The following is a 14,631-nucleotide window of genomic DNA, read 5'->3' as shown; positions in this document are numbered from 1 at the left end:
GGCGAACCGACACGTCAGCACAATACGCGGCTCCTTCGCCCTCCGGGGTGGTGGAGTGCTGGAGGGATACTCAAGCGGCCAACGAGGGCAGACTGTAAATCTGCTGACTTATGTCTACGTAGGTTCGAATCCTACTCCCTCCACCACATCCCACCCGGCGAGCAGAGGGGTGAGGAGTTTGGGGTTGGATCGCGCGGGAGTAGTTCAATGGTAGAACTTCAGCCTTCCAAGCTGATAGCGCGGGTTCGATTCCCGTCTCCCGCTCCAGATTCAGCGGTATAGCGGCAACAAAGACGCCCACATAGCTCTAGTGGTAGAGCGCACCCTTGGTAAGGGTGAGGTCATCAGTTCGAATCTGATTGTGGGCACCAAATTCGCGGTAGGCAGGACCGGTGGTGCAATCAGATTGGAACTGATGACCTCCTTGAGAGGATCAACATCCATGATGTTTCGGCCGAAGGCCAAAACATTGGTTCGAATCTGATTGTGGGCACCAAATTCGCAGTAGGCAGTAGGCAGTAGCGGGTTTCATTTTTCGCGGGCCGGGCAGTACCTCTGCCGCGGTCCTTTTTACGATCCCGCGTGCGCGGGCACGACGTCGAGAGTAAGAGGCAATGGCAAAGGAAAAGTTTGAGCGTACGAAGCCGCACGTCAACGTTGGGACGATTGGTCACGTTGACCACGGCAAGACGACGACGACGGCTGCGCTGACCAAGGTGAGTGCTGACAAGTACGGCAACACCAAGTATGTGGCGTACGACGAAGTGGCGAAGGCATCGGAATCGCAGGGTCGTCGTGACTCCACGAAGATTCTGACGATCGCGACCTCGCACGTGGAGTATGAAACGGAAGCGCGTCACTACGCGCACGTGGACTGCCCGGGTCACGCGGACTACGTGAAGAACATGATCACCGGTGCTGCGCAGATGGACGGCGCGATTCTGGTGGTGTCGGCGTCTGACGGCCCGATGCCGCAGACCCGCGAGCACGTGCTGCTGGCCAAGCAGGTGAACGTGCCGAAGATCGTGGTGTGGCTGAACAAGTGTGACCTGGTGGACGACGCTGAGCTTCTCGACCTGGTCGAGATGGAAGTGCGCGACCTGCTGGGCAAGTACGGTTTTGACGCTGACAACACCCCGGTGATCCGTGGTTCGGCGATGAAGGCGATTCAGGGCGATGCCGAGTGGATTGGCAAGCTGGAAGAGCTGTACAGCGCGCTGGACACCTGGATTCCCGAGCCGCAGCGCGAGACCGACAAGCCGTTCCTGCTGCCGGTGGAAGACGTGTTCTCCATCTCGGGCCGCGGCACCGTGGCGACCGGCCGTATCGAGCGTGGCGTGGTGAAGGTGGGCGAGGAAGTCGAGATTGTCGGCATTCGCGACACGGCCAAGACCATCGTTACTGGCGTTGAAATGTTCCGCAAGCTGCTGGACCAGGGCCAGGCGGGCGACAACGTGGGTCTTCTGCTTCGCGGTACCAAGAAGGAAGACATCGAGCGCGGTCAGGTGCTGTGCAAGCCCGGTTCGATCAAGCCGCACGCCAAGTTTGAAGGCGAGGTGTACATCCTGACGAAGGAAGAAGGCGGGCGTCACACGCCGTTCTTCAAGGGCTACCGCCCGCAGTTCTACTTCCGCACGACGGATGTCACGGGTGCGGTGGAGATCGAGCAGGAGATGGTGATGCCTGGCGACAACATCCAGATGAAGGTTGAGCTGATCAACCCGATCGCGATGGAAGAAGGCGTTCGCTTCGCCATCCGCGAAGGTGGCCGTACCGTCGGCGCCGGCGTGGTGACGAAGATCGTCGACTAAGCGGTTTTGACATCAGGGGCGCGGAGCACTAGAATCCGCGCCCCTTTCGTTTTTGTTGTGCGCGGTGATCCCGCTCCATCCAGAGGCGGGGGACAGTCAACAGGGCAGTAGCTCAACTGGTAGAGCGGCGGTCTCCAAAACCGCAGGTTGGGGGTTCGAAACCCTCCTGCCCTGCCATTTCGCGCAGATATGCTCACGTTCGGGGCTTGGTACGTCAATGGATTCCCACAATAACGAACACCCCGCCAGCCAGGCGCGCGATACCGCGCTGCTCGGCGTTTCCGCGCTGCTGCTGGTCGGCGGAATGGTGGCGTTCTACACGGTGGCCGCGACCCTCAACCCTGCGCTGAAGGCGTTGGTGCTGTTGGCATCGATCGCCGCTGCGCTGGCTACGCTCTACCAGACCGCCAAGGGTCGCGCCCTGTGGGGCTACATCACCGGCGCCCGCATCGAGCTGCGCAAGGTGGTGTGGCCATCCAAGCAGGAAAGCGTGCAGGCCACCCTGATGATTGCGGTGGTGGTGCTGATCATGGCCCTGTTGCTGTGGGGTCTGGATTCCCTGCTGCTGTGGGGCGTCCAGTTCCTCACCGGACGAGGGGTGTAACGGCATGTCGATGCGCTGGTATGTGGTGCAGGCGTACTCACAGTACGAGAACAACGTCATGAAGGCGCTCCGCGAGCGCATTGGCCGTGCCGGTCTGGAGGCCCATTTCGGCGACATCCTGGTGCCCACCGAAGAGGTGATGGAGATCAAGGATGGCGTCAAGCGGATGACCGAGCGGAAGTTCTTCCCCGGTTATGTGCTGGTGCAGATGGAGATGAACGAAGAGACCTGGCATTTGGTGAAGTCGACGCCGAAAGTGCTGGGGTTCATCGGCGGTACGCCGGACAAGCCGGCACCGATCACCGACAAGGAAGCCGAGAAGATTCTCAATCGGGTCACCGAGTCGGTCGAGAAACCGCGACCCAAGACCCTGTTCGAGCCCGGAGAGTCGGTGCGCGTCAAGGAAGGTCCGTTCGCCGATTTCAGTGGCGTGGTCGAAGAAGTCAATTACGACAAGTCCCGCCTGCGGGTGGCGGTGCTGATCTTCGGGCGTTCAACGCCCGTCGAGCTGGAATTCTCCCAGGTGGAGAAAGGCTGACAGGCGGGAATCGGGAATCGGGAATCGGGAATCGTCCGGAGCCTCGCGCTTTTGACCATTCCCGATTCCCGTCTCCCGATTCCCGGTATTTCACGGGGAGCCGCAAGGCGCTTGCACCCACTCAGGAGTTGTCATGGCAAAGAAAGTATCGGCCTACATCAAACTGCAGATTCCTGCAGGCAAGGCCAACCCGGCACCGCCGGTGGGCCCCGCGCTCGGTCAGAACGGGGTCAACATCATGGAGTTCTGCAAGCAGTTCAACGCTGCCACGCAGAAGCTCGAGCCGGGTCTGCCGACGCCGGTCGTGATCACGGTCTACTCCGACCGCTCCTTCACCTTCATCACCAAGACGCCCCCCGCGGCGACGCTGATCAAGAAGGCCGCCGGTATCGAGTCGGGCAGCCCGACGCCGAACACCAAGAAGGTCGGCAAGATCACCATGCAGCAGGTCGAAGAGATCGCCAAGCAGAAGATGCCGGACCTGAATGCCGGCAGCATGGAAGCGGCGTGCCGCATGATCGCCGGCTCCGCCCGCGCGATGGGTATCGAGGTGGAGGGTTAAGCCATGGCAAAGATGAGCAAACGTGAAAAGACCTTCTCCGGCAAGGTCACCCAGGGCCAGCTCTATCCGCTGGACCAGGCGGTCGAGCTGTTGAAGGCGTGTGCTACCGCCAAGTTCACCGAATCAGTGGACCTGTCCGTGAACCTCGGGATCGACGCCAAGAAGTCGGACCAGAACGTGCGCGGCTCAACCGTGCTGCCGCACGGCAACGGCAAGACCGTTCGCGTCGCCGTGTTCACCCAGGGTGCCAAGGCCGAAGAAGCCAAGGCCGCCGGGGCGGACGAGGTCGGCATGGACGATCTGGCCCAGAAAATGAAGGATGGCGACCTCAACTTCGGTGTGGTGATCGCCTCCCCGGATGCGATGCGCGTGGTCGGCGGACTCGGCCAGGTGCTCGGCCCCCGCGGCCTGATGCCGAACCCGAAGACCGGCACCGTCACGCCGGACGTGGTCACCGCGGTCAAGAATGCCAAATCGGGTCAGGCCCGCTACCGCACCGACAAGGCCGGCATCGTGCATTGCTCGATCGGCGCCGCCGGCTTTGACAACGACAAGATCATCGACAACCTGGCCGCGGTGATGCGTGACATCCGCCGTCAGAAGCCGGCGACGTCGAAGGGGCAGTACATCAAGAAGGTCACCCTGTCGACGACGATGGGCCCCGGTATCCGCGTGGATGTGTCCACCTTGCCGGAATGAGATCAGGTGGCGCCCGCGGCAGTCCGCCGCGGGCGCCACGACGTAACTTTGCTGTATGGCCAAGGGCCATGCCGTCAAAGACCGTCAGTGGCCCGCAAGGGCATTAAAGGCCGTAAGGCCGCTGTCGTAGACGGCGAAACCGGAAGCATTGCTTGACGGGCGCCGTGGTGGCGTTTCCGGCAGGCCGACACCGACAAGGGTCGTCCCGACGGAAGCGCTGTTTGTTAACGAAGCACCAGGAGATTGTTCTTCATGGCATTGAGGCTGCAAGACAAAAAGGCCCTGGTTGCGGAAGTGAACGACGTCGCCCAGCGCGCGCACTCGGCAGTGGCTGCCGAGTATCGCGGGTTGTCGGCGGGCAAGTTCGACGAACTGCGTGCAAAGGCCCGGGAACAGGGCATTTACCTGCATGTGATCAAGAACACGCTCGCCCAGCGCGCGGTGGCAGGCACTGAATTCGAGTGCCTGACGCCGATGCTGGTGGGACCGCTGGTTCTCGGGTTCTCGATGGAGGACCCGGGTGCAGTGGGTCGCGTCATCAAGGACTTCGCCAAGGAAAACGACAAGTTGGTGGTCAAGGCGCTCGCCGTCGGCGGCACCCTGTACGGGGCCGGTGACATCGACCGTCTGGCAACGCTGCCCACCAAGGATCAGGCGATCGGCATGCTCATGGGCATGCTCAACGCCCCGATCAGCACGTTTGTCCGCACCCTGGCTGAACCCGCCGCCAAGGTCACACGTGCCGTCAAGGCCGTGGCCGACAGCCGCGCCTAAGCGTCCACTTCTGTACCCAACGCTTTCCGGTTTTTACATTTTTTGGAGTTTTTAGAGATGGCAACGAAAGAAGAAATCCTTGACGCAATCGCCAACATGTCCGTGATGGATGTGGTTGACCTCGTCAAGATGATGGAAGACAAGTTCGGCGTGTCCGCCGCTGCCCCGGTGGCGGTTGCCGCTGCGGCCGGCGCGGCTGCACCGGCTGCCGAAGAGCAGACCGAGTTCACCGTCGTGCTGGCGGGCATCGACCCGGCCAAGAAGGTCGGCGTCATCAAGGTGGTGCGCGAACTGACCGGCCTCGGCCTGAAGGAAGCCAAGGACTTGGTCGAAGGCGCTCCGCAGACGGTCAAGGAAGGCGTCGACAAGGCGGCTGCCGAAGAGATGAAGAAGAAGTTGGAAGAAGGTGGCGGCAAGGTCGAACTCAAGTAAGCCCTTGCTGTCGCAGCACATTGCGGCATGAGACCTGGCCGGGTTTCCCGGCCAGGCCTTTCGCGTTTGTGACGCCCGGCCATGGGGAATCGTCGTCTTTGACGGTGGCGATTCCCGATGTCCGGTTTCTGATTGACCGGAATTGATTTCCGCTGTTTACCGAGGTTGACATGGCCTACTCGTTCACCGAGAAAAAGCGTATCCGCAAGGACTTCAGCAAGCTGAAGGAGACGCTGGAGATTCCCTTCCTCCTGGCGACGCAGATCGACTCCTACCGGACGTTTCTGCAGGCCCAGACCCAGCCTGCCAAACGTCGCGACACCGGCCTGCAGGCCTCCTTCAAGTCGGTGTTTCCGATGGTGTCGTACAACGGCGCCGCGGCGCTGGAGTTCGTGAAGTACCGGCTCGACGAGCCGGTCTTCGAAGAGAAGGAATGCCGGGTGCGCGGCCTCACCTATGCCGCGCCGCTGAAAGTGACAGTGCGCCTGGTGATCTTCGACCGCGAATCGAAAGAGAAGCGGGTGAAGGACGTCCGTGAGCAGGAGGTCTACCTCGGCGAAATCCCGCTGATGACCGATCATGGCACCTTCATCACCAACGGCACTGAGCGCGTCATCGTCAGCCAGCTGCATCGGTCACCCGGCGTGTTCTTCGACCACGACAAGGGCAAGACCCACAGCTCGGGCAAGCTGCTCTACAGCGCCCGCATCATTCCCTATCGCGGCTCCTGGCTGGATTTCGAGTTCGACCCCAAGGACAACCTGTTTGCCCGTATCGACCGTCGCCGCAAGCTGCCGGTGACCGTGGTGCTGCGCGCCCTCGGTTACACCAACGAGGAAATGCTGTCGCTGTTCCACGAGCAGAATCATTTCCAGCTCGAGGAAGACGGTGCCAGCTTCGGCGTGATCGCCGAGCGCCTCAAGGGCGAGAAGGCCCAGTTCGACATCGTTGCCGACGGCAAGGTGCTGGTGGAGCAGGGCAAGCTGATTACCGCCCGCCACATCAAGATGATCGAGCAGACCGGGCTTGAGCGCCTCAATGTGCCCGACAGCTATCTGCTGGGCAAGATCGTCGCCCGGGACCTGATCGACACCGACTCCGGTGAGGTGCTGGCGGCCGCCAACACCGAGATCAGCGAAGACCTGCTGCCCAAGTTGCGCACTGCGGGGATCAAGGACCTGCCGGTGCTCTACGTCAACGACGTCGACAAGGGGCCGTATATCAGCACCACGCTGAATATTGATCCCACCAAGACCAAGCTCGAAGCCCTGGTCGAGATCTATCGCATGATGCGCCCCGGCGAGCCGCCCACCAAGGACGCCGCCGAAACGCTGTTCAACACTCTGTTCGCCAGCCCCGACAAGTACGACCTGTCGGCGGTGGGCCGCATGAAGTTCAACCGGCGCCTGCGGCGCGATGCGGTTGAAGGGCCGGCCGTGGTGTATGACGGCAAGCTGTTCGCCAACTTCAACGACGAATTCAGCAAGGGCCTGTTCAAGACTTACGGTGCCGATCACAGCGACATCATCGAAGTGGTGCGGGAAATCATCGCCATCCGCAACGGCGAGCAGCAGACCGACGACATCGACCACCTCGGCAACCGCCGCATTCGCGCGGTGGGCGAGATGACCGAAAACGTGTTCCGCACCGGCCTGGTGCGGGTCGAGCGCGCCGTGCGTGAACGTCTGGCGCTGGCCGAGGCCGACAACCTGTTCCCGCAGGATCTGATCAACGCCAAGCCGGTGGCCGCCGCGATCAAGGAATTCTTCGGGTCCAGCCAGCTGTCGCAGTTCATGGACCAGAACAACCCGCTGTCGGAAGTGACGCACAAGCGTCGCGTGTCCGCCCTCGGGCCGGGCGGTCTGACCCGCGAGCGCGCCGGGTTCGAAGTGCGCGACGTGCATCCCACGCATTACGGCCGCGTCTGCCCCATCGAAACGCCGGAAGGGCCGAACATCGGTCTGATCAACTCGCTGGCCTGCTATGCGCGGACCAACGATTACGGTTTCCTCGAGACCGCCTACCGGCGGGTCGACGATGGCAAGGTGACCGACAAGGTCGAGTACCTGTCCGCCATCGAAGAAGGTCGTTATGTCATCGCGCAGGCCAACGCCGAGCTCGATGACAAGGGTCAGTTCATCAACGAACTGGTGTCGGTGCGGTTCCAGAATGAATTCACCATGATGGCACCGGACAAGATCCAGTACATGGACGTGTCGCCGCGCCAGATCGTGTCGGTGGCCGCCGCGCTGATTCCGTTCCTGGAACACGATGACGCCAACCGTGCGCTGATGGGCTCGAACATGCAGCGTCAGGCGGTGCCGACGTTGAAGACCGAGAAGCCGCTGGTCGGCACCGGCATGGAACGCCGGGTGGCGGTCGACTCCGGCAACGCCCTCACCGCCAAGCGCGGCGGCGTGGTCGACAAGGTCGATGCTTCGCGTATCGTCATCCGCGTGCACGACGACGAAACCGTCGCCGGTGAAGCGGGCGTCGACATCTACAACCTGGTCAAGTACACGCGCTCAAACCAGAACACCTGCATCAACCAGAAGCCGGTGGTGAAGCCGGGCGACGTGGTCGCCCGCGGTGACGTGGTGGCCGATGGCCCCTCCACCGATCTGGGTGAGCTGGCGCTGGGGCAGAACATGCTCATCGCCTTCATGCCCTGGAACGGCTACAACTTCGAGGACTCCATCCTCATCTCCGAGCGGGTGGTCGAGGAAGACCGTTTCACCACCATCCATATCGAAGAGATGACCTGCGTCGCCCGCGAAACCAAGCTGGGCTCGGAGGACATCAGCGCCGACATCCCCAATGTCAACGAGGCTGCACTGCGCAAGCTCGATGAGTCGGGCATCGTCTACATCGGTGCTGAAGTGAAGGCGGGCGACATCCTGGTCGGCAAGGTCACGCCCAAGGGCGAAACCCAGCTGACGCCGGAAGAAAAACTGCTGCGCGCCATCTTCGGCGAGAAGGCGTCCGACGTGAAGGACACCTCGCTGCGCGTTCCCGCCGGCATGGATGGCACCGTCATCGACGTGCGCGTATTCACCCGTGACGGCGTCAAGAAGGACAAGCGTGCCCTGGCCATCGAGGAAGCTGAACTCGCCTCGGTGCGCAAGGACTTGAACGACCAGCAGCGCATTTTCGAAGACGACATCTATGACCGTCTCGGAAAGCTGCTTGACGGCAAGGTCGCCGATGGCGGCCCCAGCAAGCTGAAGAAGGGCGCCAAGATCGACGCCGACTATCTCGGCTCGGTGGATCGCGACAAGTGGTTCGAGATTCGACTGCAGGATGAAGATGCGCAGGGCCAGCTGGAAGCGGCGGCCAAGCAGTTGAAGGAACAGCGGTCGTTCTTCGACAAGCGCTACGAAGACAAGAAGCGCAAGATCACCGCCGGCGACGAGCTGTCGCCGGGCGTGCTGAAGATGGTCAAGGTCTATCTGGCGGTGCGTCGCCGCATCCAGCCGGGCGACAAGATGGCCGGCCGTCACGGCAACAAGGGTGTGATCTCACAGATCGTCCCGGTCGAGGATATGCCGCACATGCCGGACGGCACGCCGGTCGACATCGTGCTCAACCCGCTGGGCGTGCCCTCGCGCATGAACATCGGGCAGCTGCTCGAGGTTCACCTGGGCTGGGCCGCAAAGGGCATCGGCAAAAAGATCGACGACATGCTGCAGCAGCAGCGCGCCGTGGGTGAACTTCGCACCTTCCTCAACAAGGTGTACAAGAGCGAAGGCAAGTACCAGACCGACCTCAAGCAGCTCGATGACGCCGAGATCGTCGCACTTGCCCGCAACCTGGTGCAGGGGCTGCCGATCGCCACGCCGGTGTTCGATGGTGCCAACGAGGCTGAGATCAAGCAGCTGCTGGAGTTGGCCGACCTGCCCACCAATGGCCAGGCCCAGCTCACCGATGGTCGCACCGGCGAGCTGTTCAGCCGGCCGATCACCGTCGGCTACATGTACATGCTCAAGCTCAACCACCTGGTGGACGACAAGATGCATGCCCGGTCCACCGGTCCGTACTCCCTGGTCACGCAGCAGCCGCTGGGGGGCAAGGCGCAGTTCGGCGGTCAGCGCTTCGGGGAGATGGAAGTGTGGGCGCTGGAGGCCTACGGTGCCGCCTACACGCTGCAGGAAATGCTGACGGTGAAGTCCGACGACACCACCGGACGCACCCGCATGTACAAGTCCATCGTCGATGGCGACCACCGCATGCACGCCGGCATGCCGGAGTCCTTCAACGTTCTGGTCAAGGAAATCCGCTCGATCGGTCTCAATATCGAGCTGGAACAGAACAACTGAAGCGCGCCCCGAACGAAATCTGGAGTCAAGCATGAAAGAACTGTTCAACCTGTTGCGCGGCCCCGCTGACGAAGCGGAGGATTTCGACGCCATCAAGATCGGCCTGTCCTCACCCGAGACGGTGCGGTCGTGGTCCTTCGGTGAAGTGAAGAAGCCGGAAACCATCAACTACCGCACCTTCAAGCCGGAGCGTGATGGCCTGTTCTGCGCCAAGATCTTTGGCCCGATCAAGGACTATGAGTGCCTGTGCGGCAAGTACAAGCGTCTCAAGCATCGCGGCGTGGTCTGCGAAAAGTGCGGCGTTGAAGTCACCGTGGCCAAGGTGCGCCGTGAGCGCATGGGCCACATCGACCTCGCCAGCCCGGTGGCGCACATCTGGTTCCTGAAGTCGTTGCCGAGCCGTATCGGGCTGTTGCTGGACATGCCGCTGCGCGCCATCGAACGGGTGTTGTACTTCGAAGCCCACATCGTGGTCGACCCGGGCATGACGCCGCTCGACCGCGGCATGTTGCTGACCGAAGAGGACTACCTCAACGCGGTGGAGCAGTACGGCGACGAGTTCGATGCCCGGATGGGCGCCGAAGCCGTGCACGACCTGCTGAAGGGCATCGACCTGCAGTCCGAGGCCAACAAGCTGCGCGAGGAGCTGACCGGCACCACCTCGGAAACCAAGATCAAGAAGCTCGGCAAGCGGCTCAAGCTGATCGAGTACTTCATCGCCTCCAACAACCGTCCGGAATGGATGGTGATGACCGTGCTGCCGGTGCTGCCGCCGGATCTGCGCCCGCTGGTGCCGCTGGATGGCGGCCGCTTCGCCACCTCCGACCTGAACGACCTGTACCGCCGCGTCATCAACCGCAACAACCGCTTGAAGCGGCTGCTGGAGCTGACCGCCCCGGACATCATCGTGCGCAACGAGAAGCGCATGCTGCAGGAGTCGGTCGATGCGCTGATCGACAACGGCCGCCGCGGCCGTGCGATTACCGGTACCAACAAGCGCCCGCTGAAGTCGCTGTCGGACATGATCAAGGGCAAGCAGGGGCGGTTCCGTCAGAATCTGCTCGGCAAGCGCGTCGACTACTCCGGCCGTTCGGTCATCGTGGTCGGCCCGACCCTGAAGCTGCACCAGTGTGGCCTGCCGAAGAAGATGGCGCTGGAACTGTTCAAGCCCTTCGTCTTCTCGCTGCTGCAGCGCAAGGGCCTGGCCACCACCATCAAGGCCGCCAAGAAGCTGGTCGAGCGTGAAGAGGCCGAAGTCTGGGATTGCCTGGAAGAGTGCATCAAGGAACACCCGGTGCTGCTCAACCGCGCGCCGACCCTGCACCGTCTCGGCATCCAGGCGTTCGAACCGACCCTGATCGAAGGCAAGGCGATCAACCTGCACCCGCTGGTCTGCACCGCCTTCAACGCCGACTTCGACGGCGACCAGATGGCTGTGCACGTGCCGCTGAGCCTGGAGGCTCAGCTGGAAGCACGCGTGTTGATGATGGCGTCCAACAACATCCTCTCGCCGGCCTCAGGCGACCCCATCATCGTGCCGTCTCAGGACGTGGTGCTCGGGTTGTACTGGATCTCCCGTGAACGCGTGAACGCTGCCGGCGAAGGCATGAACTTCTCCGACGTGGCCGAAGTCCACCGCGCCTATGAGAACGGGCTGGCCCACCTTCACGCGCGCATCAAGGTGCGTCTGCGCGATTTCGAGGAGGAAAGTGGCGAAGAGGTGTTCCGTCTGACGGAAACCACCGTCGGCCGCGCACTGCTGTCCGAGATCCTCCCCGACGGCATCCCGTTTGCCGTGATCAACAAGACGCTGACCAAGAAGGAAGTGTCGCGGGTCATCAACTACGTCTACCGCAAGGCCGGCACCAAGGACACCGTGGTGTTCGCCGACCAGCTGATGTACACCGGGTTCCGCATGTCCACGCGGGCCGGTATCAGCTTCTGCCTCGACGACATCATGGTGCCGGAAGAAAAGCCGGCCCTGCTGGCAGCGGCCCAGGCCAAGGTCAAGGAGATCGACGACGAGTACAGCGCCGGTCTGACCACCCAGGGCGAGCGTTACAACCGCGTGGTCGACATCTGGTCGCGCGCCAATGACGACATCTCCAAGGCGATGATGGCCAAGATCGGCACCGAGCCGGTCATCGACCGCGAAGGCAAGGAAGTGCGTCAGCCGTCGTTCAACAGCGTGTTCATGATGGCGGACTCCGGTGCTCGTGGTAGCGCCGCGCAGATCCGTCAGCTGGCCGGTATGCGCGGCCTGATGGCCAAGCCGGACGGCTCCATCATTGAAACGCCGATCACGGCCAACTTCCGTGAAGGCCTGAACGTGCTGCAGTACTTCATCTCCACCCACGGCGCCCGTAAGGGTCTGGCCGACACCGCGCTGAAGACGGCCAACTCCGGCTATCTCACGCGGCGTCTGGTGGACGTGGCGCAGGATGTGGTGGTGACCGCAGAAGATTGCGGCACCGACCAGGGCCTGCTGATGATGCCCATCGTCGAAGGCGGTGACGTGCTGGAACCGTTGCGCGATCGCGTGCTCGGCCGCACGGTGCAGCGCGACGTCTACAAGCCCGGCACCGAGGATCTGATCATCGAGGCCGGCACTTTGCTCGACGAAGCCTGGGTCGACGTGCTGGAGCAGAACAGCGTCGATGAAATCTGGGTGCGCTCGTCGATCACCTGTGAACTGCCGTTCGGGATCTGCGCCAAGTGCTACGGCCGTGATCTGGCCCGTGGCCATCGCGTCAACATCGGTGAAGCCGTCGGCGTGATTGCGGCGCAGTCGATCGGTGAGCCCGGCACCCAGCTGACCATGCGGACCTTCCACGTTGGGGGTGCGGCCTCCCGGGCGGCCTCGGCCGACGGTGTCGATTCGCGGGCTGCCGGTACGGCACGCGTGCACAACCTGAAGACGGTCACCAACAAGGACAACCTGCTGGTGGCGGTATCGCGTTCCGGTGAAATCGGCGTCATTGATGCCAACGGCCGTGAGCGTGAGCGCTACAAGATTCCCTACGGCGCCACCATTCTGGTCAAGGACGGACAGGAGATCCCGGCCGGGCAGCGGCTTGCGAAGTGGGACCCGCATACCCACCCGATCGTGTCCGAAATCGCCGGCTTCGTGAAGTTCGAGGATTTCGAGGAAGGCCTGACCGTGGTTCGCGAGTCGGACCCGCTGACCGGCGTCACCACGCTGGTCATCACCGACCCGAAGAGTCGTGGCGCGGCCGGCAAGGACCTGCGCCCGATGATCCGCCTGGTCGACGCCAAGGGGCAGCAGCTGAGCTTCCCCGGCGCCGACATCCCGGCGTCCTACGCGCTGCCGCCGAAGGCGGTGGTCACGGTCGAGAATGAGGACGAGATTCTGGTCGGCACGATTGTCGCCCGTATCCCGCAGGAAGCCTCGAAGAGCCGCGACATCACCGGCGGTCTGCCGCGCGTCGCCGACCTCTTCGAAGCGCGCAAGCCGAAAGAGCCGGCGGTGCTGGCCGAGGCCTCCGGCACCATCAAGTTCGGTGCCGGTACCAAGGGCAAGCAGCGCATCAAGATCGTGCAGGGCGACGGCGAAGAAGTCGAAATCCTGGTGCCCAAGTGGGTCGACATCCGGGTGTTCGAGGGTGAATCGGTCGAAAAGGGCGAGCAGATCAGCGATGGCGAACCCAGCCCGCACGACATCCTGCGGTTGCAGGGCGTCACGGCACTGGCGAACTACCTGGTCAAGGAGATCCAGGACGTTTACCGCCTGCAGGGCGTGAAGATCAACGACAAGCACATCGAGACCATCATTCGCCAGATGCTGCGCAAGGTGGAGATCGCCGAGCCCGGCGACAGCCGCTTCCTGCAGGGCGAACAGGTCGAGGTCTTCCATGTGCTCGCCGAGAACAAGAAGGTGCAGTCCACCGGGGGCCGACCCTGCCGCTATGATCGCCAGCTGCTGGGGATCACCAAGGCCAGCCTGTCGACCGAATCCTTCATCTCGGCGGCGTCCTTCCAGGAAACCACCCGGGTGCTCACGGAGGCCTCGGTGCGGGGTTCGCGCGACGAACTGCGCGGCCTCAAGGAGAACGTCATCGTCGGCCGCCTGATCCCTGCCGGTACCGGCCTGGCTTACCACGAGCAGCGCCGCCGCGCCCGCGGTGGCAGCCTGTTGGCGGACCTGCAGGCCAGCGCCCTCAAGAGTTCCGGCAGTTTCGACCCGGTGGCCGGTGAGCGCGTAACGCGCATCGCCGAGCCCGCCGCCGACGTCGAGGCAGCCCCCGAAGCTGATGCCGCCGACAGCAGCAGCGACAGCGAAGATTGATGTCCCGCCGCCCCGGGGCCGTCTGGCCCCCGGGGCGGGGGTGACATCCAATGCAGTACCCCGGGACGGGTCGATCGAAGTGGATTGACTTGCCCCAGCGCCGCATTTATGATGCGCGCCCTTTCCCGACGGGCCTTGGCAGCTTTAGGCCCGTCTTTTCTTTGTCAAGCCGGGAAGTTCCAGACGTGCCAACAATCAATCAACTCGTGCGCCAAGGCCGTGTTCGCATGGTCGAAAAAAGCAAGGTGCCCGCCCTCGGCGGTTCGCCGCAGAAGCGCGGCGTCTGCACGCGCGTGTACACCACGACTCCGAAGAAGCCGAACTCGGCCCTTCGCAAGGTCTGCAAGGTCCGCCTCACCAACGGCTTCGAGGTGATCTCCTACATCGGGGGTGAAGGCCACAACCTGCAGGAGCACTCGGTCGTCATGATTCGTGGCGGCCGCGTAAAAGACCTTCCCGGTGTGCGTTATCACACCGTGCGCGGCGCGCTCGACTGCGCCGGTATCGACAAGCGCCGTCAGGGCCGCTCCAAGTACGGCGCCAAGCGCCCGAAAGCCGGCGCCCAGGCTGCCAAGAAGTAATCCAGGAG

The 14,631-nt window shown here is 62.8% G+C and carries 10 protein-coding genes and 4 tRNA genes; all 14 read left to right on the top strand.

Annotated features, from left to right (window positions below):
• Positions 1-60 precede the first annotated feature (60 nt).
• Positions 61-146, top strand: a tRNA-Tyr gene (locus JN531_RS03500).
• Positions 147-193: 47 nt separating this feature from the next.
• Positions 194-267 (top strand) — tRNA-Gly (locus JN531_RS03495).
• 28 nt (positions 268-295) lie between these two features.
• A tRNA-Thr gene (locus tag JN531_RS03490) sits at positions 296-371 on the top strand.
• 243 nt (positions 372-614) lie between these two features.
• Entirely contained in the window at positions 615-1,811 is a 1,197-nt protein-coding gene (gene tuf / locus JN531_RS03485) for an elongation factor Tu (protein WP_228347456.1), read from the top strand.
• Positions 1,812-1,912: 101 nt separating this feature from the next.
• Positions 1,913-1,988 (top strand) — tRNA-Trp (locus JN531_RS03480).
• 40 nt (positions 1,989-2,028) lie between these two features.
• Positions 2,029-2,415: a preprotein translocase subunit SecE gene (gene secE / locus JN531_RS03475; RefSeq protein ID WP_228347467.1), complete on the top strand. Its 387-nt coding sequence runs from the start codon at positions 2,029-2,031 to the stop codon at positions 2,413-2,415.
• 4 nt (positions 2,416-2,419) lie between these two features.
• On the top strand, positions 2,420-2,953 hold the full coding sequence (gene nusG, locus JN531_RS03470) for a transcription termination/antitermination protein NusG (RefSeq protein ID WP_228347466.1): 534 nt from the start codon (positions 2,420-2,422) through the stop codon (positions 2,951-2,953).
• A gap of 133 nt (positions 2,954-3,086) precedes the next feature.
• Positions 3,087-3,515 (top strand): 50S ribosomal protein L11, encoded by a 429-nt coding sequence (rplK, locus tag JN531_RS03465; RefSeq protein ID WP_228347465.1) that lies wholly within the window; start codon positions 3,087-3,089, stop codon positions 3,513-3,515.
• A 3-nt stretch (positions 3,516-3,518) separates the two neighbouring features.
• Complete coding sequence (rplA, locus tag JN531_RS03460; protein WP_228347464.1) at positions 3,519-4,214, top strand: 50S ribosomal protein L1; 696 nt, start codon at positions 3,519-3,521, stop codon at positions 4,212-4,214.
• A 252-nt stretch (positions 4,215-4,466) separates the two neighbouring features.
• Complete coding sequence (gene rplJ / locus JN531_RS03455) at positions 4,467-4,988, top strand: 50S ribosomal protein L10 (RefSeq protein WP_228347463.1); 522 nt, start codon at positions 4,467-4,469, stop codon at positions 4,986-4,988.
• Positions 4,989-5,045: 57 nt separating this feature from the next.
• Positions 5,046-5,420, top strand: a complete 375-nt coding sequence (gene rplL / locus JN531_RS03450; RefSeq protein WP_228347462.1) for a 50S ribosomal protein L7/L12 — start codon at positions 5,046-5,048, stop codon at positions 5,418-5,420.
• Between the two features lie 170 nt (positions 5,421-5,590).
• Positions 5,591-9,736 carry a DNA-directed RNA polymerase subunit beta gene (gene rpoB, locus JN531_RS03445; RefSeq protein WP_228347461.1) on the top strand — a complete coding sequence of 1,382 codons (4,146 nt, stop codon included), beginning with the start codon at positions 5,591-5,593 and terminating at the stop codon, positions 9,734-9,736.
• Positions 9,737-9,767: 31 nt separating this feature from the next.
• Positions 9,768-14,042, top strand: a complete 4,275-nt coding sequence (gene rpoC, locus JN531_RS03440) for a DNA-directed RNA polymerase subunit beta' (RefSeq protein ID WP_228347460.1) — start codon at positions 9,768-9,770, stop codon at positions 14,040-14,042.
• Positions 14,043-14,227: 185 nt separating this feature from the next.
• A complete protein-coding gene (gene rpsL / locus JN531_RS03435) occupies positions 14,228-14,623 on the top strand; it encodes a 30S ribosomal protein S12 (RefSeq protein WP_228347459.1) in 396 nt (131 codons plus the stop codon).
• The last annotated feature ends 8 nt before the right edge of the window (positions 14,624-14,631 follow it).

Source organism: Flagellatimonas centrodinii, assembly GCF_016918765.2.
In the GTDB taxonomy this organism is placed as follows: Bacteria; Pseudomonadota; Gammaproteobacteria; order Nevskiales; family Nevskiaceae; genus Polycyclovorans; species Polycyclovorans centrodinii.
This window is presented reverse-complemented; position numbering and strand designations above follow the sequence as displayed.